General features: G+C 64.2%; 23 protein-coding genes, 1 tRNA gene and 1 pseudogene. 16 read left to right on the top strand and 9 right to left on the bottom strand.

Features of this window, described 5'->3' with window-relative positions; genetic code table 11:
• Positions 1 to 2: 2 nt before the first annotated feature.
• The 8 genes from E6A26_RS06480 to E6A26_RS06445 all read left to right on the top strand — a co-directional run bounded on the left by E6A26_RS06480 (position 3) and on the right by E6A26_RS06445 (position 4595).
• Entirely contained in the window at positions 3 to 485 is a 483-nt protein-coding gene (locus E6A26_RS06480; protein WP_136610374.1) for a nucleoside deaminase, read from the top strand.
• Positions 486 to 573: 88 nt separating this feature from the next.
• Positions 574 to 1074: a methylated-DNA--[protein]-cysteine S-methyltransferase gene (locus E6A26_RS06475; protein WP_234865144.1), complete on the top strand. Its 501-nt coding sequence runs from the start codon at positions 574 to 576 to the stop codon at positions 1072 to 1074.
• A gap of 49 nt (positions 1075 to 1123) precedes the next feature.
• Positions 1124 to 1651: an RNA polymerase sigma factor gene (locus E6A26_RS06470; protein ID WP_234865142.1), complete on the top strand. Its 528-nt coding sequence runs from the start codon at positions 1124 to 1126 to the stop codon at positions 1649 to 1651.
• Positions 1648 to 2280 carry a methylated-DNA--[protein]-cysteine S-methyltransferase gene (locus E6A26_RS06465; RefSeq protein ID WP_136610371.1) on the top strand — a complete coding sequence of 211 codons (633 nt, stop codon included), beginning with the start codon at positions 1648 to 1650 and terminating at the stop codon, positions 2278 to 2280. The genes E6A26_RS06470 and E6A26_RS06465 overlap by 4 nt, the downstream gene beginning before the upstream one ends.
• Positions 2277 to 2981: an alpha-ketoglutarate-dependent dioxygenase AlkB family protein gene (locus tag E6A26_RS06460; RefSeq protein ID WP_234865140.1), complete on the top strand. Its 705-nt coding sequence runs from the start codon at positions 2277 to 2279 to the stop codon at positions 2979 to 2981. Before E6A26_RS06465 ends, E6A26_RS06460 begins: the two co-directional genes overlap by 4 nt.
• The gene (locus E6A26_RS06455) at positions 2978 to 3586 is read left to right on the top strand and encodes a DNA-3-methyladenine glycosylase I (protein WP_136610370.1); all 609 of its coding nucleotides are present in this window, start codon (positions 2978 to 2980) and stop codon (positions 3584 to 3586) included. Before E6A26_RS06460 ends, E6A26_RS06455 begins: the two co-directional genes overlap by 4 nt.
• Positions 3583 to 4449 (top strand): DNA-3-methyladenine glycosylase family protein, encoded by an 867-nt coding sequence (locus tag E6A26_RS06450; protein ID WP_234865138.1) that lies wholly within the window; start codon positions 3583 to 3585, stop codon positions 4447 to 4449. The genes E6A26_RS06455 and E6A26_RS06450 overlap by 4 nt, the downstream gene beginning before the upstream one ends.
• Before the next feature lie 59 nt (positions 4450 to 4508).
• Positions 4509 to 4595 (top strand) — tRNA-Ser (locus E6A26_RS06445).
• 78 nt (positions 4596 to 4673) lie between these two features.
• Here E6A26_RS06445 and E6A26_RS06440 read toward each other — a convergent pair.
• Entirely contained in the window at positions 4674 to 6263 is a 1590-nt protein-coding gene (locus E6A26_RS06440; protein ID WP_136610369.1) for a multicopper oxidase family protein, read from the bottom strand.
• A gap of 190 nt (positions 6264 to 6453) precedes the next feature.
• Between E6A26_RS06440 and E6A26_RS18165 the strand changes: the two are divergent.
• Positions 6454 to 7155: pseudogene (locus E6A26_RS18165) on the top strand (heparan-alpha-glucosaminide N-acetyltransferase domain-containing protein); the annotation flags it as partial.
• Between the two features lie 463 nt (positions 7156 to 7618).
• On the opposite strand, the gene E6A26_RS17860 reads toward E6A26_RS18165, so the two are convergent.
• Positions 7619 to 8323: a trimeric intracellular cation channel family protein gene (locus E6A26_RS17860; RefSeq protein WP_136610367.1), complete on the bottom strand. Its 705-nt coding sequence runs from the start codon at positions 8321 to 8323 to the stop codon at positions 7619 to 7621.
• Positions 8324 to 8551: 228 nt separating this feature from the next.
• On the opposite strand from E6A26_RS17860, the gene E6A26_RS06425 reads away from it, so the two are divergent.
• On the top strand, positions 8552 to 9679 hold the full coding sequence (locus tag E6A26_RS06425; protein ID WP_211128985.1) for a hypothetical protein: 1128 nt from the start codon (positions 8552 to 8554) through the stop codon (positions 9677 to 9679).
• Between the two features lie 6 nt (positions 9680 to 9685).
• Here the strand turns inward: E6A26_RS06425 and E6A26_RS06420 are convergent, their stop codons facing one another.
• A complete protein-coding gene (locus E6A26_RS06420) occupies positions 9686 to 10048 on the bottom strand; it encodes a hypothetical protein (RefSeq protein WP_136610366.1) in 363 nt (120 codons plus the stop codon).
• Between the two features lie 123 nt (positions 10049 to 10171).
• On the opposite strand from E6A26_RS06420, the gene E6A26_RS06415 reads away from it, so the two are divergent.
• Entirely contained in the window at positions 10172 to 10774 is a 603-nt protein-coding gene (locus E6A26_RS06415; RefSeq protein WP_136610365.1) for a cation transporter, read from the top strand.
• Positions 10775 to 11236: 462 nt separating this feature from the next.
• Here E6A26_RS06415 and E6A26_RS06410 read toward each other — a convergent pair whose 3' ends face one another.
• The 3 genes from E6A26_RS06410 to E6A26_RS06400 all read right to left on the bottom strand — a co-directional run bounded on the left by E6A26_RS06410 (position 11237) and on the right by E6A26_RS06400 (position 12988).
• The gene (locus E6A26_RS06410) at positions 11237 to 11560 is read right to left on the bottom strand and encodes an STAS domain-containing protein (protein ID WP_168928688.1); all 324 of its coding nucleotides are present in this window, start codon (positions 11558 to 11560) and stop codon (positions 11237 to 11239) included.
• Between the two features lie 148 nt (positions 11561 to 11708).
• Positions 11709 to 12272 (bottom strand): hypothetical protein, encoded by a 564-nt coding sequence (locus E6A26_RS06405; protein WP_136610363.1) that lies wholly within the window; start codon positions 12270 to 12272, stop codon positions 11709 to 11711.
• 59 nt (positions 12273 to 12331) lie between these two features.
• The gene (locus E6A26_RS06400; protein WP_234865136.1) at positions 12332 to 12988 is read right to left on the bottom strand and encodes a class I SAM-dependent methyltransferase; all 657 of its coding nucleotides are present in this window, start codon (positions 12986 to 12988) and stop codon (positions 12332 to 12334) included.
• 115 nt (positions 12989 to 13103) lie between these two features.
• Between E6A26_RS06400 and E6A26_RS06395 the strand changes: the two genes are divergently transcribed.
• A complete protein-coding gene (locus E6A26_RS06395) occupies positions 13104 to 13340 on the top strand; it encodes a hypothetical protein (RefSeq protein ID WP_136610362.1) in 237 nt (78 codons plus the stop codon).
• A 197-nt stretch (positions 13341 to 13537) separates the two neighbouring features.
• Here the strand turns inward: E6A26_RS06395 and E6A26_RS06390 are convergent, their stop codons facing one another.
• From E6A26_RS06390 to E6A26_RS06380, 3 genes are all read right to left on the bottom strand, one after another.
• Positions 13538 to 14209, bottom strand: coding sequence for an SGNH/GDSL hydrolase family protein (locus E6A26_RS06390; RefSeq protein ID WP_168928687.1), 672 nt, complete (start codon positions 14207 to 14209; stop codon positions 13538 to 13540).
• A 414-nt stretch (positions 14210 to 14623) separates the two neighbouring features.
• Positions 14624 to 15181 (bottom strand): sortase, encoded by a 558-nt coding sequence (locus E6A26_RS06385; protein ID WP_136610360.1) that lies wholly within the window; start codon positions 15179 to 15181, stop codon positions 14624 to 14626.
• A gap of 76 nt (positions 15182 to 15257) precedes the next feature.
• Positions 15258 to 17081 (bottom strand): DUF4012 domain-containing protein, encoded by a 1824-nt coding sequence (locus E6A26_RS06380; RefSeq protein WP_136610359.1) that lies wholly within the window; start codon positions 17079 to 17081, stop codon positions 15258 to 15260.
• A 472-nt stretch (positions 17082 to 17553) separates the two neighbouring features.
• Here E6A26_RS06380 and E6A26_RS06375 point away from each other — a divergent pair, with 472 nt between their 5' ends.
• The 4 genes from E6A26_RS06375 to E6A26_RS06360 all read left to right on the top strand — a co-directional run bounded on the left by E6A26_RS06375 (position 17554) and on the right by E6A26_RS06360 (position 22620).
• Positions 17554 to 19041, top strand: coding sequence for a sugar transferase (locus E6A26_RS06375; protein WP_234865134.1), 1488 nt, complete (start codon positions 17554 to 17556; stop codon positions 19039 to 19041).
• Positions 19041 to 20165: a glycosyltransferase gene (locus E6A26_RS06370; protein ID WP_136610358.1), complete on the top strand. Its 1125-nt coding sequence runs from the start codon at positions 19041 to 19043 to the stop codon at positions 20163 to 20165. The genes E6A26_RS06375 and E6A26_RS06370 overlap by 1 nt, the downstream gene beginning before the upstream one ends.
• 119 nt (positions 20166 to 20284) lie before the next feature.
• Positions 20285 to 21628 carry an O-antigen ligase family protein gene (locus E6A26_RS06365; protein ID WP_168928686.1) on the top strand — a complete coding sequence of 448 codons (1344 nt, stop codon included), beginning with the start codon at positions 20285 to 20287 and terminating at the stop codon, positions 21626 to 21628.
• Between the two features lie 191 nt (positions 21629 to 21819).
• Positions 21820 to 22620, top strand: coding sequence for a glycosyltransferase (locus tag E6A26_RS06360; protein ID WP_168928685.1), 801 nt, complete (start codon positions 21820 to 21822; stop codon positions 22618 to 22620).
• Positions 22621 to 22637 lie beyond the last annotated feature (17 nt).

The raw sequence follows: 22637 nt of genomic DNA, 5'->3' as shown, positions 1-22637 counted from the left end.
CCATGACCGCCCCGGATCCGCAGCATGAGGCGTGGATGCTCCGCGCTCTCGCGGAGGCACGGGATGCCCTGGGCACCGGTGACGTCCCCATCGGAGCGCTTGTCGCGGGTCCCGGTGGCGAGGTCATCGCCGTCGGCCGCAACGAGCGTGAGGCGCTGGGCGACCCGACTGCACACGCTGAGATGGTCGCCATCCGCGCGGCTGCCGCGGCGCTGCAGGCGAACGAACGCGGTGACGGTTGGCGGCTCGAGGACTGCACGCTCGTGGTGACGCTCGAACCCTGCGCGATGTGTGCCGGGGCCATCGTGCTGGCGCGCATCCCGCGTGTGGTGTTCGGCGCGTGGGATGAGAAGGCCGGCGCGGCCGGCAGCGTCTTCGACGTCCTGCGGGAGCGGCGGCTCAACCATCGCGCGGAGGTGTACGGCGGGGTCCTCGCGGACGCATCCGGCGAACTGCTGCGGGAATTCTTCGCCGCCCACCGCTGAGTTCGCGTTGTCGGCCGGGCAATCGTGGCCCCACGGGCGTGGTGACAACCGGCCCGCGTGCAAGCTTCCGCGTGATGGAATGGTAGGCATGCGCCACACCGAGGCGGACACTGTCCTGGGCCCGCTCACGCTCGTCGCGGAGGGCGATGCGCTCACGGCGATCTACTTCCCGGGCCACTGGACGCTCCCCAAGCAGGAGTCCTTTGGCGAGCGCGTCGAGAGCGATTCAACGTTCGACGACGCCGCTCGCCAACTCCGCGAATACCTCGCCGGCGAGCGCCGCGCCTTTGAGCTGACGACGGCGCCGCGCGGCAACGACTTCCAGCTCGCCGTCTGGCGCATGCTCGCCGAGATCCCGTATGGGGAAACGACGACGTATGGCGCGCTTGCGCACCGGATGGGCGGGCGAGGCCTGGCCCAGCTCGTCGGCCAAGCCGTGGGCCACAATCCGCTGAGCATCGTGGTCCCGTGCCATCGGGTGATCGGGAGCGATGGGAGCCTGACCGGATACGCGGGCGGCCTCGACCGGAAGCGGTTCCTGCTGGAACTCGAGGAACCACCGGAGACGAAGTCCGCCCGATTGTTCTGATCCCCGACCTCACATTTCCGGTCCCCGCGGCGTCTACACAGTGATGGACATGAAACAGCCCTTCGAAAGACTCGTGGACCTTCACGGCGCTACTGTGCTGCGCGTGTGCCGCGCTGTCGTGGGGCCTGCGGACGCCGACGACGTGTGGCAGGAGACCTTCCTCGCCGCGCTGCGGGCGTATCCCGAGCTGCCGCCGGACGCGAATACCGAGGCCTGGCTCGTGACCATCGCCCACCGCAAGAGCATCGACTCGGTGCGGTCGGGTAGCCGTCGGCCCGTTCCCGTGGCCGAGTTTCCCGACGCGCACCCGGCCCACGGAACAGCGCACGCGCCGCCCGCGGGTCTGGGCGATCCTGCCGCAGACGCTTCAGGGGACGGTATCTGGGAACGCGTCGCCAGACTCCCCGACAAGCAGAGACGCGTGATCGCGTACCGGTACCTCGCCGATCTGCCCTACAACGAGATCGCCGCCATCCTCGGCGGCTCACCCGCGGCCGCACGACGCGCGGCAGCCGATGGCCTCAAGTCCCTCCGAGCGGCCCTCTCCGCCGCAGCATCCGAAGGAGAAAGCGCATGACTTCCACCCCCTCCGACATCGGCGCTGTCGATCTCGCCCTGGCTCCCGAGCTCATCACGATCGAACCCGGCGCCCTCACCCGCCTCCACGCAGCTCTGGCCGAACGCGCATCCCGCGAGGGGCTGCTCGACGTCGCGTACCGCATCGTCGAGACGCCCGTCGGGCGGCTCCTGCTCGCGGCTACGGAGCGCGGGCTGGTCCGGGTCGCTTACGAGCGCGAAGGCCACGAGGCCGTGCTCGCGACCCTCGCCGAGCGGCTCAGTCCGCGCATCCTCGAATCGCCGGAGCGCCTCGGCGAGGCTGCGCGTCAGGTTGAGGAGTACTTCTCCGGCCGGCGCACGGCGTTCGATCTCCCCCTCGATCTGAGCCTCTCGAACGGCTTCCGCCGGACCGTGATCCAGCACCTCAAGGACATCGGGTTCGGCCGCACTGAAAGCTATGCGGAGGTCGCGCGGGCCGTGGGCAATCCCCGTGCCGTCCGTGCGGTCGGGACGGCGTGCGCCACGAATCCCCTCCCGGTCGTCGTGCCGTGCCACCGCGTGCTGCGCTCGGACGGGAGCTTGGGCGGCTACATCGGCGGGCTCGAGGCCAAGACCTCGCTCCTGCGCCTCGAGGCGGTCGCGGCGTGACGGCGCTGTTCGGCGATGACCTCATGTCACGGCCCCGACGCGAGCTCGCGCCGGGGGCCGTGCACGTCCCGGGATGGCTCACCATCGAACAGCAGGCCTGGATCTCCGCACGGTTCCGCGAATGGGCCGCGGGGCCCGTCCCGCCGCGAGCCGCGAGCGTCCGCGGGCACGAGATGTCGGTCAAGACGGTCTGCCTCGGCTGGCACTGGCAGCCGTACAAGTACTCGCGGGAGGCCACGGACGTGAACGGCCGGCGGGTGCTGCCCTTCCCCGACTGGATGGTCCGGGTCGGCCGGCTCGCCGTGGCGGAGGCCTACGGCGGTGACGCGACCGAGTACACGCCGGACACAGCGCTCGTGAACTACTACGACGATGCCGCCCGCATGGGGATGCATCAGGACAAGGATGAGGTCTCGCTGGAGCCCGTCGTCTCCCTCTCCATCGGCGAAAGCTGCGTGTTTCGCTTCGGCAACTCGGAGGGGCGCGGACGCCCGTACCAGGATGTCGTGCTGGAATCCGGCGATCTTTTCGTGTTCGGCGGTCCGTCGAGGCTAGCCTTCCACGGCGTCACCAAGATCCTCCCGGGAACGGCGCCCGAAGGATGCGGGGTCGAGGACGGGAGGATCAACATCACGCTGCGCGTTACAGGTTTGAACGATGCCGCAAGGCAGCTATCCACGGGAGAGGACACGGGGGCATGACCGAAGCGCCGCTGGCGGGCGGAACCATCATCGGGGAGGACGGACTCGCGCGGCCCACGTGGGCAAGCACCGACGTCCTGCTGCGCGAGTACTACGACAAGGAATGGGGCATGCCAGTCCGCGACGAGCAGGGGCTCTTCGAAAGGATCTGCCTCGAGGGCTTCCAGGCCGGCCTCTCGTGGTCCACGATCCTTCGCAAGCGCCCGGCCTTCCGCGAAGCCTTCGCGGTCTTCGATCCGGACAAGGTGGCCACCTTCACCGAGGAGGATGTCGAGCGGCTCATGCTCAACGAGGGCATCATCCGGAACCGGGCCAAGATCAACGCGACGATCAAGAACGCCCAAGCCACGATCGCGCTGCGCGACGAGGGCGGGCTCGTCGACTTCGTGTGGTCGTTCCAGCCGGAATCCACCCCCACGCCGAGGACGCTCTCGGAGATCCCGACGTCTTCGCCGGAATCCGTCGCGCTGTCGAAGGCGCTGCGGAAGAAGGGGTTCTCCTTCGTGGGGCCCACCACGATGTTCGCGCTCATGGAGGCCATCGGGATCATCGACACCCATCTCGTGGACAGCCACCGGCGCGGGACATCGGGCGTGTGGGCGTGACCGAAACCCGCTCGGCCGCGGTGCGCATCGACGCGCCAGACGGCCTCGAGCCGGAGGCCATCCTCGGGAGCCTCGCCGCACACACGCTGCCCGGCGCCGAACTGACAGACTCCGAGGAACGCACCCACACGAGGCTGGTTCACGGACCGCGCGGGCGGCGGGCCATCACCGTGCGCTTCGACGAGGCCGGCCTCGAATTCACGGCCCATGCCGCCGATGCGGCGGAGCTCCCCGCTCTCGCTGAGCTCGTGCGAACTTGGTTCGACCTCGGCGCCGATCTCGGACCCGTGCGCGAGTGGCTGCGCCGAGACGATTTACTGAACCCCCTGCTCTCGATCCGCCCCGGCCTCCGGGTGATCGGGACAACGGACCGGTTCCAGACCGCGGTCACCACAGTCCTCGGCCAGCAGGTGTCCCTCGCGGCCGGCCGGACGTTCGCGGGCCGGCTCATCGCGGCCTTCGGCTCGGACGGGCCCGAGGGCCTGCGGAGCTTCCCGGAGCCTGCGGCGCTCGTGGAGGCTGACGCCGAGGAGCTCAGGAGCGCCGTGGGGCTGACGGCGTCTCGGGCCCGGACCGTCCAGGCCCTCGCCAGCGCCTGGCTCGAGGCCGACGGCGCACCCAACCGAACCGAGCTCCTCGCCGTGCCCGGCATCGGACCCTGGACCGTCGATTACCTTGCCGTCCGCTACGGCGACCGCGACGGCTTCACTCCCGGAGACCTCGTGCTTCGCAAGGCTCTCGGAGGCATCACCACCCGCGAGGCCGAGGCACGCTCAGAACCCTGGCGCCCGTACCGTGCCTACGCCCTCATGCACCTCTGGACGCACACGGCGTACACGAAGGGCGCAAGGCCCGCGATCTGAGGCTCCCGAAGGCGCCGGTTTGGACACCCGGCGTCGGCCCGGTAAAGTAAATGCCTGCTGGTGGTGTGTCCGAGCGGCCGAAGGTGCATCACTCGAAATGATGTTTGGTGTAAAAGCCAACGGGGGTTCAAATCCCTCCACCACCGCCCAGCACGAAGGCCCCGAGATCCGCGGATCTCGGGGCCTTCGTCGTACTGCGGGCAGGGCAGGGTAGGCGCTGGGCGCTAAGCCCCGACCACCCTGATGTAGCCCATCATGCCGTTGTCCTCGTGGGCGGCGATGTGGCAATGGAACATCCAGTTGCCCGCGTAGTCGCTGAAGGCCTGGCGAATGACAACCTTCCCGGGCGTGCCGTTGACCGCGTGGGGGACGACCACGGTGTCCTGACGGTGCGGGGACGCGACCGGGGCTCCGTTGCTGCTGAGGACTTGGAAGGCATTCGTGTGCACGTGGAAGGGGTGGTCCTCTCCCGAAGTGTTCAGGATCGTCCATTCCTCGACCGTGCCGAGCTTCGCGGCGATATCGAAGGTGGGCTGGTCCATCGAGAACCGCCGGCCGTTGATGAAGAAAGCGGTGCCTGAGGAGTCTTCGGAGAGCGCGAGCGTGCGCCGTTGTGCGATGGGCGCCGCGGTCAGATCGGCCGGGGCTCCCCGAAGCGGGGTGCCAGCGGAGAGGGCGCTCTGCGGGGCGCTCGGCGCGACCCTCGGGCCTGAGGCGTCCACCTTCATGAGCGGGGTGTCGGGGTACGTGTCGCCCTGGGGCCCATTGCTGTAGTTGAGCGTTCGCAGCCACGTCGAGGCCGGAGCAGCGGGAGCGGTGACCAACACATCGAAGCGCTTCCCCGGCGGAAGGAGCAGCTCCGCGGCGCTGACGCTCTGAGAATATTCATTGCCGTCCTCGGCGAGCACGCTGAACGCGTAGCCGTCGAGCTGGAGCCGGTAGAAGATGTCGGCGCCGATGTTGGCGAGCCGCCACAGCTGGGTCTCCCCCGGGCGCATGGACAGGGTGGGGCGGAGTTGACCGTCGACGAGCCTCACGGTGGGGGCGTTGGAGTCGATCGAGGCGCCGGCGGTACTCTGCACGATCTTCCCCGAGGTATCGATCTGCGCGTCCTTGAGCGCGATGGTGCGCGTGGACACGTCGCGGACCGAATCGGGGAGGGAGCTTCGGCTGTCGCCGACCACCATCGCGCCCGAGAGGCCCGCGAAGATCTGGTTCTCGACGTCACCGGGGGTGAAGGGCGCCGGGGACATCGCATGTGCATGGCCGTCACTGCTGGTTCCGGGAGGCGGGCATGACGTGCCCATGGCGTGGCTGTGGTACCAGAAGGTCCCCTGCTGGTGCTCCGCGGGGATCGCGAGCCGATACGTGTAGGAAGCACCCGGCGGGACGCAGACGAACGGGTTGTCCGAGTTCCCCTCCGGCGAGGTGTGGAGCCCGTGGAAATGCAGGTTGGTCGCCACGGGGAGCCGGTTGTGGAGGGTGATGGTGGCGGTCCTCCCCGGCTCGAGATGCAGGGTCGGGCCGACGAGCGCGCCGTTGTACGCCTGGCCCCAGACCTCCCTCCCGGAGACCGAGACCCGCGCCTTGGTCGCATCAAGCGTGACTTCCGCCTGGTCGGTGTCTGCGACCGCGGGCTCGGCCAGCGGAGCTCCGGGAGTCATCCCTTGCTCCTGCTGGGCCGTAGTGGGAACCGTTTGGGCCGTGGCGACGGCGGAGATGGTTCCCACGGCGACCAGGGCGGCCGCGACGACGGCCGCCAGGGTGATGCGGACGCGTCGCTGAAGGTCGATGGGAGGACTTTCGGGGCGCATGGGGGTGCTCCAAGAAGGCGTGAACGGTGCGGGGGAAGAGCCTTGCTTAGGTGAGCCTAACCATGAGGGCGCGGATTGGGCAAACAAAGTCTTGCGTAATTAGAGTTGAACCGCAGGATCGCACGACCGCCGAGACCCGGCGCCCCCGACTGTTCACTACGTGTGCGCACGCAGATGAAAGGACCGATCCATGGCCTCGCAGTACACGAGACCGGACTCCCCCGCCACCATGCAAAGCCCATCCGCCGGCACACGCCTCAACGGCATCGACATGGCCCGCGGAGCCGCCCTCCTCGCGATGATGGCGACCCATATTCTGCCGGTCATCTCTCCGGATGCCGCCGGCCATCCAGTGCCAACGTGGGCCGGACTCCTGGTCTCGGGCCGAGCCGCTGCGCTCTTCGCCGTCCTGGCAGGGGTCTCGCTCTCGCTCGGCAGGGTCCCCGCGGCCAGGAACCGGCTGGGGCTCGCGCTCCGGGCCGCGGTGATCTTCGCCGTCGGCCTTTCCCTGGGGACGCTCAGCGGTGATGTTTCGATCATCCTCGTGGACTATGGGGCACTGTTCCTGTGCGCCATCCCCGTTCTGAGGCTCGGCCAGCGCGCCCTCGGCGCGCTGGCGATCTCGTGGATCCTCCTCGCGCCGATCGCCGCCTACGCGCTGCGCACCGTGCTTCGAGATGGCTCGAGCCCGCTGCGGCTCGGGCACAACCCGGCGTGGCTCGATTTGAAGGATCCCGTAACGTTCCTGGCCGATGTCGGCGTCACCGGGAACTACCCCGTGATCGTCTGGTTCGGGTACATCCTCGCGGGGCTGTGGATCGGTAGGCTCCCGCTGCGTCAACGGAGGACCCAGATCGGCCTGCTCGCCGGCGGCGCGGCCGCGGCGGTGCTCGCGAAGGTCGCGGAGTGGGTGCTGCTGGGCCCGCTCGGCGGGCGCGCGGCCCTGCTCGCCACCCCGCAGGCGAGCGACGGCACGCTCGATGCGCTGCTCCGCACCGACTTCTCCGACGTCGACCAGACGGGCAGCGCGTGGTGGCTGGCGACGGCCGCGCCCCATTCGGGCACGACGCTAGACCTCGTCCACACGATCGGGACCGCGGCAGCAGTTCTCGCTGGGTTCCTTCTCGTGTCGCGGATTCGCATGGTCGAGCGAAGCGGCGTCCTCATCCCCCTCGCCGGAGCCGGCGCCATGACCCTCACCCTCTACACCGGGCACGTGGCCGCGGTGGCGTGGTCGCAGAACGGCGCGGACCGCAGTCTCGACGGCGGTTGGCTCCTAGCGGTTCACGTCCTCGTCGCGCTTGCCGCGGGCCTGGTGTTCCGGCTCAAGGGGTGGCGCGGCCCGCTCGAACGGGTCACCCATGCCGCTTACCGCCTCGGGATCCGGCCGCGCCCGGACGACGGCGGGGCCACCGCCACCCCGGAAGCGCACCCAGGCGAAGCTCGACCGGCTCCGGCAGCCTCCACCCGCGACGCCGCGCGATGAGGCTCACGGCCGAGCCCGTGACGATCGCCAACGCAAAACCCAAGGTTCCCAGGCCCAGCGGATACAGCAGCGCCATCTCGGCGCTGCCGATCAGGGCGCCGGTCGCGTACAGGGTGTTGCCGCCGAAGATCGCGGGCAAGCGGCCCACGGCGATGTCTCTCACCATTCCTCCGCCCACGGCGGTCAGGAGTCCGAGCAGTATCGCCGGGAGCCACCCCAGACCCACTCCGAGGGCCTTCGCCGTCCCGGTCGCGGACCAGCAACCCAGCGAGAGCGAGTCGGCGACGAGCAGGACGCGGGTGGCCCACACCCCGTCGAGGCGCACCACGAAGGCCACGGCTGCCCCCACCATCGCGATGAGAAGGTAGGCGGGGTTGGTCAGTGCCACGGGGAAGCCGTGCTGGAGCAGGGTGTCGCGCATCATCCCGCCGCCGAGCGCGGAGAGCACCGCGAGCACGAGGAATCCGATCGGGTCGAAGCGAAGCTGCCGCGCGACTGCGCCCCCGAGGAGACCGTTCGCCAGCACACCGACGAGGTCCACGGTGTCGAACACTGCCGTGGCTTCGAACCCCACGCCTCACCGCCCGCATCTGGTCGCTTTCACCGGGCTTCCATCGGGGCCGCGGTCCTGCCGTGCCTGACGATACTCCGCGTGACGCCCGCAGGGCCGCTGCAGCGCCGCCGTCGGCGCGGTAGCATACGGGCGTTCAGGGTGTTCGAAGGGAGCAGGTGAGCCCCTTGGGAAGTGGTGTTCGGAGCTTCGTGCGCCCGGGCCGGCAATCGATGCCCAGCGCGGCATTCCATGTCTGACGTGATGATCTGGGTCGGGTTCGCCGCGGGCGCCTGCCTCGTCATCGGAACCGCGATGAGCATCCTCGGCGCGCTCGTTGTCCCGAGGCGCGTGAAGTCGTGGGTGACCGCAGTTCTCGATGCCCTGTTGGACCGCGCCTTCTTCGTCGCGCTCCGGGGAGTGGAATCGTTCGAACGGCGCGACAGGGTGCTCGGCTGGCAGGCCCCGCTCACTCTCGTGGTCGGCTTGACGACCTGGATGGGGATGCTCGTCCTCGGGTTCGCGCTGCTGATGCTTCCGGAGACCGGCGGCGACCTGGGCGCGGCCCTCGAGGACGCGGGTTCGTCCGTCTTCACCCTCGGGTTCGCGGTCCCGCACGGAGGCGGCGGACAAGTGGTCGCCTACCTTGCCGGGTTCGCGGGCATGGCCGTGATCGGCCTCCAAATCGGCTACCTGCCCACCGTGTACGCCTCATTCAACCGCCGCGAAACCGAGGTCAGCCTCCTCGTCGCGCGTGCGGGAACTCCTGCTTGGGGACCCGAAATCCTGCTCCGGACCCACTGGGGCACGGGCACTAGCGACTCGGGGCCGGTCCTCAGCGAACTCTTCGTCCGCTGGGAGCGGTGGACCGCCGAGGTCGCCGAATCCCACGCCACCTACACCACGCTGCTTCGCCTGCGCTCGCCGAGGACCAACTCGCACTGGCTGACCTCCCTCATCGCCATCATGGACGCGGCTGCCCTGCACCTCGCCCTCGCGCCGAATTCGGACCCCAAGATCACCGCACGCCTCATGCTGCGCATTGGCTTTGAGACCCTCAACGACATGGCGAGAGCGGCGAAGCTCCCGGTGCCCGAACTAGCCCTGGCGTCCGCCGACACGACCCCGATCTCGATCAGCTTCGAGGAATTCGCCGAAGCCGCGGAGTCTCTCCGCTCGGTCGGCTATCCGGTCACCGAATCCGACGAGGATGCCTGGCCCCATTTCAGGGGCTGGCGGGTAAATTACGATCGCGCCGCGCTGGCGCTGTGCCGTGAGCTCGATGCTCCACCCTCGATGTGGACGGGCCCCCGACGGTGGCCGTCCGAGCCAACGCCGCCGCGGCGCCCCAACCCCGGGCGGTTTCGCACCCAGAAGTGAGAAGCGCTAGGCCAGACCCCACGCCTTCCGCACGTCTTCGATGAACGTGAGGAGCTCGACATCCTCGGGGACCTCGTGCTCGCTGACTTCGAGCACGGCGTCCCAGGCCTCGGCGACGGTACGGCCGTCCGCATAGAGCTTCTGCAGCGGGTTGACGGTGGGCTCGGAATCCGAGCCTGTAAGCACTACCGGCGGCACCAACGACATCCACGCGATGCGCGCATCGCCCTGCCGAACAATCCATCCGACGGCGTCGTCTCCGCCGCCCGGGATGCTGACCCTCGCCACCGTCCCAATGCCGTCCCAATCTGGATCGGGGTAGCAGTCCGGCATGATGACAGGGTCAGCGGTCTGTTCAAGATAGGGCATGTGGGGCAACGATACCGGCCCAAAGATGCACTCGCCGTGAGCGATATCACTTGTGAACGCCGAGGTCGCCGAATGATTGAATACCGTCAACGGAGCTCCCTCGACGAAAGCAGTACGCCTGCCATGACCGCTGCCACGCCTCCGCCTGGAACCCGAGACGCGGGTCTGCTGCGGACCGGCCTGCGCCTCGAATACGCCACCTTGGGCTGGAACGTCGCCGAGGTCGGATTCATCGCCTACGCGGCGATTCAGGCTGGCTCCCCGGCTCTGGCGGGTTTCGGGCTCGACACCTTGATCGAGATCTTTGCCTCGCTTGTCGTCGTCTGGGAGCTCAAGGGGATCCACCGCGAGCGCGAGGCACGCGCCCAACGCCTGATCGGCATCGCCTTCATCTTCCTCGGCGTCTACCTCGCTGCGCAGATCGTCGTCGTCCTCGCCTCCGGAGCCCGCCCGGAGGCCTCGCCGCTCGGCATTGTCTGGACGGCGCTCACCGTCGTCGTCATGCTCGCCCTCGCGGGCGGCAAGCTGCGCACCGGGCGCCTCATGGGCAACCCCGTCCTCACGAGCGAAGGCAAGGTCACGCTCATCGACGGGTACCTCGCCGCCGCGGTCATGGTTGGTCTCATCCTGAACGGGCTCTTCGGCTGGTGGTGGGCCGATCCGCTCGCCGGGGTCGTCGTCGTCGCCTACGCAGCCCGCGAAGCGTGGGAAACCTTCCGCGCCTGAGCCACCGAGGAAACGGACGACGGCGGCGCTCGGCGAGCGCGCGACCGCCGGCGCCCAGCCCACCCAGCAGGAAGCATCGAAGCGTTCCGGCACAGGACCTACGGCCTTATCGTGGACAACGAGTCGGGGCCCAGCACATCTTGAATCCAGCGCGGGAACCAGCCGGGGGCACTCCGCGATGCCCTTGAACGCGCCTTCCGCAGGGAGGAAGGGACATGCCCACCGTCGACGTCGCGCAGCGCCCTCATCGAGTCACGCCAAGGAAGCGAAAATGACCGTCACCGACGAATCCATCCTGGTCCCCGTCCCGGCCTCGGCGATGTCTTCGGCGACACTCCGGAGGCCGACCTGGCCGATGTCGGCTCCCGGCAGATGCGCGCCAATCTTGCTGCGCTCTCCGAGATCCTCACTGACCACAGGCAGGGCGGCTAGCAGAGCCTCGAGTCGGGCGCCGGGAGGAAGCTAGTCCCCGGACTCGTGTCCCTCGCCATCGACGACTGGGAGCACCTTCCCCACGCTCGTCAGCTTGAGGACGGTCCTGACGTTCTCGCCCACGTTGACGAGCCGCAGGTCCCCGCCTTCCCGGCGGGCCGAGGTCGCGGCCCACACGAGCGCGCCCAGTCCCGTCGAATCCACCCAATCCGTTCCACGGAGGTCGATCAGCAGCCTGGTGCTCCCAGCTCGGAGGGCGTCTGTGACAGCACCACGGAATTCATCCACGGTGTTCACGTTCAACCGTCCCTGAAGCGCCAGCACGCTGAGCCCGTTCCGTTCCGCAAAATCCATAGCCATCCCACGCCCCCATGGTCTCTCAGCCGTATCGCCCGTAAGAGCGGACGCTACGCGACCGGAGGCCGATTGGCTATGGCCCTAAGGCCTAGGTCGGACTGGGCTCTCGAATAACCGGTCGGAGGACTCGGCGAAGCTGGACCGGCTAACGGATGACGGCACCGTAAGCCGCCTGAATCGGCTTCATGCGGAGCACCAGAATCGACCGCTGGATCACCCAGAGCTCGAGGATGAGCCCAATGACCTGCGGCGACCCACCCCTTGAGATCGCACCGACGAGTCCCGCAATGCTGATCAGAAAGACCAGGCCGTTGAAGGCGAGGCTGAAGACCAAGGGTAGTACCGCCGTCGTCCGCGTTGTGGCGAGGCACCAGATCGCGAGGCCAAGGTAAACCGCTCCGGCGATCACGGACACCACAACGGAACTGCCGCCGATCATGTCGGCGTACCGGCCGGCGTAATTCGAGGCGAGCGCAAGGCTGAAGAGCATCGCGGCCGCAAAATTGAAGATCGCCAGCACGATGGAAATCCAACCCACCTGCATACGCCACTTCCGCGAGCGCACCGCATTCTGAGGGCTCAGTCCCAGCGGCGCGGCCCCCTGATGAAAGGGCGACGGCGGCGCTGCCGCCCACGGCACGGACGAAGGCCACTGAGCCTGGGCTGGCGGCCAGGGATTTTGGTCAGACTGATACTGCGAATTGCTCAACTTGGTGCCCCTTTTTTGTGCACAGGAGCACCTCCCGCGCTCCCCCCATGCGGGCCAATTTAGCACCGACCCGCAGGGGTCGCGATAAGCACGGCCTGATCGTCTTTCTCGTGTTTGGCCGGCCCTCGTGAAAGCCGCACCACCTCGCAAAAGCCCGCCGCCATAAGCTGCTCACTCAGTTGGTCCGGAGTGCGGTTATAGCGCCGGAGCGTGACGGCGTGGCCGCGGCGTCGATAGCTCTCAGACACGTCGACGGTGCCGCGTCCGGCCTGGAATGCGACCAAGAGGAGCCCGCCGGCGCGCAGGACCCGGCGCGCTTCCGCGAATATCCGCGGGAGGTCGTTGTCCGGGCTGTGAATCGTCGAATACCACGAGAAGACGCCGTCGAAGGATGCCGCGGGAAACGGCAGATCGGTCAAGGAGCCGACGCTGGAGCGGAATTCGCTGTGGTCCATCTTGGCCCGGCGGACCATTTCCGGCGAGAGGTCCACCCCCTCAACCTGGCAGCCCAAGCCCGCGAGGATGGGCATCATGCGACCGGCCCCGCAGCCAGCGTCGAGGACCCTTCGCGGTGCTTGAAGGACGGAGGCGAAATGCTCGACCATGGCGAGCTCCAACGGCAGCTCGGGTTCTGTGGAGCGGAAGTGGTCCGCGTAGGTGTCTGCGACGGTGTCGTAGGCCGTCCGCACGGCTACCTCGTCCTGTTCAGCGCTCACTGGACCGCCCTTCCACCCCGTCTCAAAGTCGGCAGCACCAGCGGCTTCCCAACCGTCGCTGCCGGGCGTAGAACATTCTCATCCCCATCCGCTCGCACGTCACTCAGGATCCGCAATGGCCGACGGAAATGAGCTGACCAAGGCCATCTTCATCATGGCCGCCAGCCCGATCACGCCCAGCAGGGTTCGCTCGTTCCTCGTGCACTCCGAGGACGAACCGCCCGAGGAGAAAGCGCAGTTGCTCGAGGAGGCGGTCCGCGTGCTCCCGCCTGGCACCTTCGAGCGATACAGCGAAGTCGAGAGATCCCAGATCACTGTTGGACTCTCGGAGGCTGAGCTGCTCGGCTTCTGATCCGGCCGCGTGGCCGTTAGCCGCGTGGCCGTTAAATGCGGCGGCCCGGCTGCGTCAAGGGGGATGGACGCAACCGGGCCTTACTCGCACCCACCGCGGGAATCGGGGGAAATCCGCGGCTACCCTCAAAAAGTACTCGATGGTCCGGGCTGGAAGTGGCGGTCTTTATGACTCCTTAGCGCCCAATCTGCTGGCGTTCACCCCGGCATCGCGCCCGCGATCGCCTTGCCGATGATCTGGGCCGCCTCCTTGGTGGGCCGGACGCCATCGAATGTCATCCCTGGTGCGTACACGTCGCCGTTCCGCACACCCGCCGCCGCATCGACAAACCCCCAGTGGCGCTGGATCGCTAGCTGCCGGAGGGACGCATTGAAGGCGGACGTCGTGCGTGGAGTGGCATCACGGGGCGGGATCGACGAAACAACCACGCGCTTCGCCCCGACCGCGGCCACGATCTGGTCGAGATTCGCCGTAGTCTGCGCGAAGGAGACACCCTGCGTGAGATCGTTGGTCCCCGCAACGATCACGAGCGCATCGACGTCGAGGGGCTTGACGTTCGCGGCGATCTTCCCCGTCGTCGCGCCTGCCGCGGCCCAGCCTCCGGAGAACACCAGATTCGGGCTCGTCGCATACGTCACCCAGGACTGCGAGCCGGTCTGCCCACCGGCGAAGTCGGAGCTGTCAGCCTCGGTGATCGCATCCCCCACCGCCGCGAAGCGCAGGGTGGCCGCCGTCGCCGTCGGTGTGGGCGTCGGGCTCGCGCTCGACCGCGCCTGAACGGACGACGGCGAGGGCGAGGGCGCCCCGCTCGCTGTCGGCAGCGCAAAAGAGAAACTCGTCTGAGGCCCCTGGGTGGTGGCCCGCTCCATGGCTGGCTTCATCACTGCCGCCACCACAAGCAAAGCCGTCCCCGCCGCCAACAAGGCAACACCTATCAGTTTGATGCGCGTGCGCACCGGACCCCCTCCTGTCCCCTGGATGGATCGAGCACGCTGCGGCGGCCCCTATTAGTTTGACACGTAAACCGAGGGTTCATTGCCGCAGCGACGAAGACCGACCGAGGATTAGCAACACACTTGTCATGGCCTTATCGGAACTCAAGACTCGAACAGCCAGAGGTGCACGAATGCAGCCCAGCTCCGAGATTTAAAAAACACACGTCTTTTATTATATCGACTGTTGTATTATCGACTGTTGTATTAAGGTGCCTAAACAAGCGTCGACCCGGTTTCCCTGACAGGGCCACCGGGTCGACGCGTTTGCGGTTGTTGAGATTGCTATCGTCAGGCGTTGCGGCGCTGGCGGCGCACGAACGCCAGCGTGCTAACAATTGCGACACCGAGAACAAGCGCGCCAGCGCCGATCCAGATCATAAGCATCGGAAGGGTGGCACCGGTGTTCGCGAGGGCAGCCCCACCGCCGGTGTTGGCGAGGGTGGCGTTGCTCCCGCTAGCAGGCACGGTCGTGATCGAAGCCGTACCCACGTTGCCTGACGTGAGACCGGTTGCGGTCAGGGTGTAGGTACCAGTTGCATTGGTTGGAAGCGTGACATTGACGGAGAAGGAGCCCGAAGCGGACGCCGCCTTCGTGAACGTAGTCAGCACGGCCGCCTTAACCGCGGAGAGCGTGACGGTCGTGTCACCACTGACTGACACCGAGACCTGCTCATTCGGCGCAAACGAACCAGCGGCGAAGCTGACGGTTACGGTGCCACCAGGCGTGGCACTTCCCGAAACGGTCACGTTGCCGCTCGGCACGTAGCCAGCGGCATTGGCAGCCGCGGGCGCGGCGACAAGGGCCATGACGGCGATGGACAGCACTGCGAGGGCTTTTTTAAGCATTGAAGATCCCCAGTCTTAGAGTGAGAGCAAAATGTCGGGTCTACAACAGCCCCCGAACCAGCACTATACGGAAACGTTAGCGTACAACATCTTCACACGAAAGAGACAATTCAGAAGGCTTCGGATTGTTAACAGTTGGTGTCGAGATCACGTCGGGCTGCTGACCGGCTTGGGAGGCGCCTAGGAACTGAAATCGCAGAGTGGCTGACTGGCCGGGGGCTAACTCGAGGTATGTCTGGGCAACTGGGTATCCAGAATCCATGTCCCTATGGACGTCGAGGGGCGTCGCGTTCTTCCAGGAGGCCATGAAGATCGCCGAAGGCGGGGCATAGACGTTCACTTGGGTCTTCACATCGCCCGGCTTGACACCGTACTGGCCACCACCGGTCACATAAGAGGGAAGCGATGTTGCTGCATCCGCAGGCGCGGCATTCGTGAGGGTAACCTCGACGACCCAGGTAGGGCTGCCGTCGGCCCTGCACATAGCTCCCCCAACTCGATAGGCCTCGCGGAGGTAGTAGTCCATCTTCGCGCCCGTGGCATCGTTCAGATAAACGCCAAAAAGCCCATGCACGGGAGTCTGGGCTGGAAGTTCGCCAGCCATCCCAGCTGATTCGAGCGCTTCTTGCTCCACCTGCTGGGAACTCCACCCCAGCAGTCGGCGTTCCTTTACGCTTCGTGCCAGAGCATCGAACATCGGCTTCGGCTGGAAGCTGCCACTCGCTACTTTCGCGAAGATCGATGAGGCCGCGGTAGCGAAGAAGTCATCCTTCCCCGCGCCCTGATACTTGACGTAGGTGTCGCTGAGAAGCACCCGCACGGCGTTGGAGCTGTCGAGGGTCTCACCGCTGGGGAGCGCAACGGGTCCTGTGGCGCTCAGGATGTAGCCGAGCGCCACAGGATCAAGGGAAACAACTCCGTCCACCTGGATGCCGTACTGCCTCTTCCATATCTCAGCCGCCAGACGTGCGGTCAGCGGGAACTGGGGAACGAGATTGACATCTTGAAAGTACTGGCCAGCGATTGGCCCGTAGAGACCCTTCGTCTGATCAGCGAGGGGAAGGACAGGGCTGGGGAACATCGGGAAGTCCTTATCTGAGGCCTGGCGGCTCAGCGTGATGCGTCCATGATCCACGCGAATTTCAGCCACAGCTCCCGGGATGCCGCCCGTGGAACGCAGCTCGGCGTTGTTCTGGAAAAGCACCAGATAGGTCCGGGGACCTGCGTCTCCCAGCATCGAGGGGAGAACCGACGTCGCAGTGTCAGCCGCCGACGCCTGCTGGACCGCCTGGCCCAATAGCCCCTTGATCCGCTCAACGGCGTCCTGGAGCTGCGGAACGCTGCCATACCCGGGGCGAACCATGGCCACTCGCTTGTATGCGCCCTGCAAGACATCCGTGGCGTGCGCCACAGCAGGCCGGGCAGACGTGATGAGGTGCAGATCCAAGACGCCATGCTCAGGTTTCACAGCAGTAGGATTGATGCTCGCAGAAACCTCCGAGAGCGGTATGACGGCGCCGTGGGTAACATCGGAGAGAATCTGGGTTAGCTGCGTTGTCGTCGAGAAATTAGTACCGACGACTGGAACAAGGCCCGCCGCGAGCCATACCGGATCGCTCACGTAACCGTGCGCCGCGTCGACCCGTGTGGCCAGCCGCTGCGCACCTGCGCGGGCCTCATCCGCGTGTCCTTGCGCGATGTCGCTCTGAACGCTCTTGGCCAAGCTTTCAGACGCGGCCAACTCCTTCTGCGCAAGGTAGCCTCGGATGCCCAACCATGCCGCGCACGCTACGACGAGCAGAAGCAAGACGATTCCGCCGATCGCCCAGCGTCGCCTGCGGCCGAGCAGCGGAGAAAGACCACTGCGAAACCGAAACCCCGACTTCAAACGCTGACTCATCTATGCGCGCCACTCACGGAATCAGTGCCCGCGGCCCCAACCTCGCCTGCGCCCGCAATGAAGACTTCACGCCTCATTAACGTCATTAACACTTTCCCTTCCCCTCCGGCCCCACATTCTTGCGTCCGGGCTCCACGCCGCCTCAACTGGCTGTCACGCGCCGATGACCACTGAGCGGTCTCATCATACGAGACCTCAGTACCGCACGACGGCCACTGAATAGTGGCCCAGAGACCACTTACCTTTGTTCCACACCCACGGCTTTGACGTTGACCGCTTAAGATATGCCGCTTGCCGCCAGGGTGATAACGTTCAGTCTGAATCCGACAGTACAGAGGGGGACACTTGTGCGCGGCGACTCTGCTGACAAGAATCACGGCGGTGTAACTAACCTGATGCGGGCTACCGTCGACGGATGCAGCTGGGATTACCGCCAATCCGATACCCACCTCATCGGGTGGAGGGTTGCTGCATGAGCATGATCGGGTTGGGCACACACCCGGAGCTCGTTCAGACAAGGAGAAATTGGCGTCAATGGCTCAGCCGAGGCCTGATCTTCACGGATCTTCTCGTCCTCGTATGGGTCGTCTTTGGCGTCCAGATCGCATGGTTCGGCTTCGACAGCGCCAACGTCAACTTCCAGGGTGCCCTCGACGACCTTGCTGTAAACTACTCGACCGTCTCGGTGGTTCTCATCGTTGCGTGGATGCTGGTCCTCAAGATCTATGACACCCGGGACGCCCGAATCATCGGCTCGGGTCCCACTGAGTACCGGCGGATTGCGGACGGGTCGCTGCGCATGTTCGGTTTAGTGGCCATCGTCTCGTTCCTGTTCCAGATCAACCTGGCGCGTGGCTACATCCTCATTGCGCTGCCTCTGGGGGTGGCGGTGCTCGCGCTATCCCGTTGGCTCTGGCGTCAGTGGCTGGGGGTCAAGCGGCAGACTGGCGATTTTTCAGCACGCGTTCTACTCGTCGGCTCAAAGCGGTCGGTCGGCCATCTCCGGACAGAGCTCGCACGCCATCCCGAAGAGGGATACCACGTCGTAGGCGAATGCTGGGCGGAGCCTCTCGATGTGGACTCGCCCCATTCGGCTGGTTCTGGAGTGCCCGTCTATTCGCACCTCCACTCGGTTGAACGCGCCATGGCTGAGACCGGTGCGGACACATTAATAGTTACAAGCGGTAACGAACTCACCCCTGAAAGCATTCGGCAGCTCAGCTGGATGCTCGACGGCGAACGGCATCAGCTCATCGTGGGCGCTAGTCTCACCGACGTCGCCGGCCCCCGCATCCACACCAGGCCTGTGGCGGGACTCCCGCTGATCCACGTAGAAGTACCGCGCTATGAAGGGCCGAAACATGCCGGCAAACGCATCTTCGATTTTCTGGGAGCCCTCATCCTTATAGCGCTTCTTTCCCCGCTACTTGTTTGCCTCTCGGTCGCCATTAAGGCCACGAGCCGAGGTCCGGTCATATTTCGGCAAGAACGAATAGGACTCAACGGTAGTTCATTTATGATGTACAAGTTCCGATCCATGAAGGTGAACGCCGACTCCGAACTAGCGACGCTCCTGGCTGAGCAAGGTAGGGGCGACCAGCCGCTCTTCAAGGTGGAAAACGATCCACGAATCACCCCGCTCGGCAAATTCCTTAGAAAACACTCTCTTGACGAGTTCCCGCAACTTTTCAACGTGCTCTTCGGAAGCATGAGCCTCATAGGACCGCGTCCACAGCGCATCGGGGAGGTAGCATTGTACGACGACGCCGCGAAGCGGCGCCTACTCCTCAAGCCCGGAATGAGTGGGCTCTGGCAAGTTGGCGGACGCTCGTCACTTTCATGGGAGGATGCGATCAGGCTCGATCTGTATTACGTGGAGAACTGGTCACTCACTGGTGACCTGATCATCCTTTGGCGCACGCTTAGAGCAGTCCTTGCCCCAGGAAATCAGGCTCACTAATGGCCGGCCTGATTGTCCACGAATGGATCTCCAGCATCGGTGGCTCCGAAAATGTAGTAGAAGCAATGGCAGACGTCTTCCCCAACGCTGATATCTACTGTTTATGGAACGATGCCCCGGACCGCTTTCCAGAACGAACTGTGCACGAGTCCTGGCTAAGCCGAACTCCACTGAGGCGCAGCAAGGTGGCATCCTTACCTCTCATGCCTCCCACATGGTCGTCATTGGACGTCTCGGAGCGAGACTTTCTCCTCATAAGCTCTCATCTTTTCGCCCATCACGCAGGTGCGGCGCAGCGATCAGAACTGACTCCTCGCTACGTGTACGTGCACACGCCTGCGCGCTACATATGGGCGCCAGAACTTGACGCAAGAGGCCGCAATCCCCTGGTAAAGGCAGTCACGCCCCTGCTACGAAAACTCGATTCAAGACGAGCGGCATCGGGCGCATCATTTGCAGCGAACAGCGATTATGTGAGGGCTCGCATCCAGCGCTGCTGGGATCAAGACGCGACCGTCATATATCCTCCCGTCGACGTCGACCATCTCAGAAGCTCAATTGAGTGGAGCAACCGACTAGGACTCAATGAAGAGTTGCTGCTCGACGGGCTACCTGAAGACTTCATCCTCGGTGCATCGCGATTCGTCGCCTACAAGCGACTAGAAATAGCAATCCAGGCCGGAGAGGCCACAGGACTACCGGTTGTGCTAGCTGGCGCCGGACCGGAACGATCCACCCTCGAAGACTTAGCCAAAAGAGTACACGTACCGGTCCACTTTGTGGATAGACCATCCGATGCTCTGCTATATTCACTCTACCAACGCGCTGCTGTTTATATATTTCCCTCAACCGAGGACTTCGGCATCATGCCAGTGGAGGCGATGGCGTTGGGTACGCCGGTTGTGGCCTACGCCGAAGGTGGCGCACGTGAAAGCGTTGAATTACTCTGCGGCGGCACAGTAATCGAAGAATTCTCCGATCAAGAATTAGCAACGGCGATTGACAAATGTCTGGGCCTAGACATGTCATCGGTTCCAGAGAAGGCTTCACAGCACTTTGGAAGAAAAGCTTTCGAGCGGCGCGTTCGTTCTTGGATGGTCGACGTCATCGATGACACGGAATAGCGCAACACTAAAGTATACGTCCGAAGCCCGGACGTCACCACAGCGGCAAGCTTCGGCTACGAGTATTTGCCGCCCTGAGCAGAAAGCCTACTCGTTTGGGTGAAATAAGGATGGAACATATGGCGGTGAATGGATCAACAACATCTTCACGCGCCACTAAACCCTCGGCGATACCGCTCTCCGCAGTATTCATATGGATCGGTCTGGCGACTGTCTCCTGGGACCGCTTGGGAAACCTGACGGTCGGCACATACAACCTGAGGCTTCCGCTCGTCACGTTCGCCATCGGATTCATCCTGTCTGTATGTGATTACTACATCCTAAACCGCACGGCACCAAAAACTAAGCCCGCTATGCCGCTGCTGATGACCTTCGTCGCGCTGACAATGGCGATTGTGGCTCTAACTGGCATCAATTGGATCGCATCGTTTCAAAACACCGCCGCCTACGTCCTGAGCAGCTTCATTCCATTCCTGGCGGTGTACCTGTTCGTGCGCGTAAGTGGACGACTAGAGGAGTGCCTCACAGCCTTTATCATCGGAGCAGTGGTTGCCGCACTTTATGGCGTTTACCAGCTGGTTGCGTTCTACACAGGCCTTCCTCAAGGCATCCCTTATGAGTCGGTGGGCGGAGGACTGGGAAGAATTTCCGCGTTCAACTACGAATCCGGCTACTTCGGCTATTTCATCATACTCGCAATTGCTGCTGTGTACGCCCGAGCGCGCCTAACCGCACGGGAGCCGTCGAAACTACTGCTCCTCTTTCTGGCTGGAGCCCTTGTTCTGGCTAATACGAGGGCATCGATCTTCACGATACCCCTCCTGGTCGTATTTATGTTCGCAGGCGGGCGCGTATCGGCACGTGTCGTACGTTGGCTCCCAGCATTACTGGCGCTATCGGTCCTTGGATTGCTCATAAGCGCCATGATCCCTGGCTTGTATGATCAGATGTTCTTGAGGATGTCCACTGTCTTTGATCCCACTGAACCTACTTCAAACGCGCCAAGGTTAGCTAGATTAGCCGAGGCCGCGCGCGTCATTCAGGGATCCCCTTGGGTTGGAGTCGGGCCTGGAAACTTCGCTGAAGCCGCAGGCGCAATCGGCATTCAGTCTTCAGGCGAATTCGCAGATAACAAATACATTGCAAATAACATTTGGTATCAGGCAATGCTCGATGGTGGCGCATTCCTCCTTGCGCTCGAGTCGGCCCTAGTCGTGAGTGCAGTTCACCAACTTTACCGAAAATCTTTGCCAACAGCGAGAGCGTTGATGGCTGGGTGGTTATCCGTGTTCACAGTGTCCTCCCTGATCACCTCATATTACTTCGATACGAAGCTGTGGGTTATTCTGGCAATGGCTTTAGCAGCAGCAAGACAGGCCCAACAAGAAAAGATTCATAACGCTGACGGTGCCGGACGGTCTGAAAGCCCTAGCTCGTCGCCGTACCAGGGGAGCCGGCCATGATATACATAGACACCAGACGGTGGGGTGGCGGAATAGGCAGATATTCCGCCGAAGTTCTGCCACGCTTAAATCTTCCGCACAAACGTCTAACCTCAAATTTACGTCCCTCCTCGCCACTCGATGCACTGTTACTGCGACGACTTCTTCTCGGGCCGACAGACCTCGTTTACTCTTCCGGTTATAACTGTGGCATGACGCGCGCTAGTCAAATCATCACATTGCACGACTTGATCCATCTATCCCAGACAGAGCATTATACGGCTAAGCGTGCCTACTATGCCAAGATCGTACGGCCCACGGTTCAGCGGTCAGGCTTAGTCCTAACCGTATCTGAAACGTCGAAATCCGCAATCGAAAACTGGCTGGATGACCCAACCGTCACGGTCATAAATGCTGGTAACGGATGTTCGTCGGCCTTTCTTTCAGCTGACCGAATTCACCTATCAAAACCTGACAGGACGAAATACTTCCTCTACGTAGGAAATTCGAAGCCGCACAAGAATCTCAAACTTCTCCTATCTTCCATCGCAATGAATCGATCGCTAAATTTGAAAATTGTATCGAATGACGTAAGTCAAATTCAAAGTATGTGCAGGGAAACAGCAACCGAAAATCAGGTCGAGATCAAATCTGATATCACGGACGACGATCTGGCCGTCCTCTATGCCAATGCGGTGGCCACAGTTATCCCGTCCTCGGTTGAAGGTTTCGGCCTTCCTGCCGTTGAGTCGCTGGCGGTAGGCGCACCAGTTGTATATTGGCACGGTTGCGAGTCGGTCAGAGAAATTGTGGGGGAACGCGGGATCGCCATAGACCGTCTTTCGACTGAAGAGCTTTCATCGGCGCTCACCGCATTGTCGCACGGCGAAGGCGCGCCGGTAACCGTGTCGGCTGAGTGGAAAGAGAGATATTCATGGGACAATGTAGCCAGCAACGTTCACACCGCAATCGTTGATCTGGCTTCTGGCCCTCCCAGACTCGATAGATCTTAACGTTCGGCCATGCGAAT

Source organism: Sinomonas albida (assembly GCF_004919045.1).
Classification (GTDB): Bacteria; Actinomycetota; Actinomycetes; order Actinomycetales; family Micrococcaceae; genus Sinomonas; species Sinomonas albida.
This window is presented reverse-complemented; position numbering and strand designations above follow the sequence as displayed.

What these genes read in the sequence shown, in the direction of transcription:
- E6A26_RS06480 (WP_136610374.1), top strand. Translation starts at nt 3, where the DNA reads ATGACCGCCCCGGATCCGCAGCATGAGGCGTGGATGCTCCGCGCTCTC.
- E6A26_RS06475 (WP_234865144.1), top strand. Translation starts at nt 574, where the DNA reads ATGCGCCACACCGAGGCGGACACTGTCCTGGGCCCGCTCACGCTCGTC.
- E6A26_RS06470 (WP_234865142.1), top strand. Translation starts at nt 1,124, where the DNA reads ATGAAACAGCCCTTCGAAAGACTCGTGGACCTTCACGGCGCTACTGTG.
- E6A26_RS06465 (WP_136610371.1), top strand. Translation starts at nt 1,648, where the DNA reads ATGACTTCCACCCCCTCCGACATCGGCGCTGTCGATCTCGCCCTGGCT.
- E6A26_RS06455 (WP_136610370.1), top strand. Translation starts at nt 2,978, where the DNA reads ATGACCGAAGCGCCGCTGGCGGGCGGAACCATCATCGGGGAGGACGGA.
- E6A26_RS06440 (WP_136610369.1), bottom strand. Translation starts at nt 6,263, where the DNA reads ATGCGCCCCGAAAGTCCTCCCATCGACCTTCAGCGACGCGTCCGCATC.
- E6A26_RS06425 (WP_211128985.1), top strand. Translation starts at nt 8,552, where the DNA reads ATGTCTGACGTGATGATCTGGGTCGGGTTCGCCGCGGGCGCCTGCCTC.
- E6A26_RS06420 (WP_136610366.1), bottom strand. Translation starts at nt 10,048, where the DNA reads ATGCCCTATCTTGAACAGACCGCTGACCCTGTCATCATGCCGGACTGC.
- E6A26_RS06415 (WP_136610365.1), top strand. Translation starts at nt 10,172, where the DNA reads ATGACCGCTGCCACGCCTCCGCCTGGAACCCGAGACGCGGGTCTGCTG.
- E6A26_RS06410 (WP_168928688.1), bottom strand. Translation starts at nt 11,560, where the DNA reads ATGGATTTTGCGGAACGGAACGGGCTCAGCGTGCTGGCGCTTCAGGGA.
- E6A26_RS06395 (WP_136610362.1), top strand. Translation starts at nt 13,104, where the DNA reads ATGGCCGACGGAAATGAGCTGACCAAGGCCATCTTCATCATGGCCGCC.
- E6A26_RS06390 (WP_168928687.1), bottom strand. Translation starts at nt 14,209, where the DNA reads ATGGAGCGGGCCACCACCCAGGGGCCTCAGACGAGTTTCTCTTTTGCG.
- E6A26_RS06385 (WP_136610360.1), bottom strand. Translation starts at nt 15,181, where the DNA reads ATGCTTAAAAAAGCCCTCGCAGTGCTGTCCATCGCCGTCATGGCCCTT.
- E6A26_RS06380 (WP_136610359.1), bottom strand. Translation starts at nt 17,081, where the DNA reads ATGAGTCAGCGTTTGAAGTCGGGGTTTCGGTTTCGCAGTGGTCTTTCT.
- E6A26_RS06375 (WP_234865134.1), top strand. Translation starts at nt 17,554, where the DNA reads ATGAGCATGATCGGGTTGGGCACACACCCGGAGCTCGTTCAGACAAGG.
- E6A26_RS06370 (WP_136610358.1), top strand. Translation starts at nt 19,041, where the DNA reads ATGGCCGGCCTGATTGTCCACGAATGGATCTCCAGCATCGGTGGCTCC.
- E6A26_RS06365 (WP_168928686.1), top strand. Translation starts at nt 20,285, where the DNA reads ATGGCGGTGAATGGATCAACAACATCTTCACGCGCCACTAAACCCTCG.
- E6A26_RS06360 (WP_168928685.1), top strand. Translation starts at nt 21,820, where the DNA reads ATGACGCGCGCTAGTCAAATCATCACATTGCACGACTTGATCCATCTA.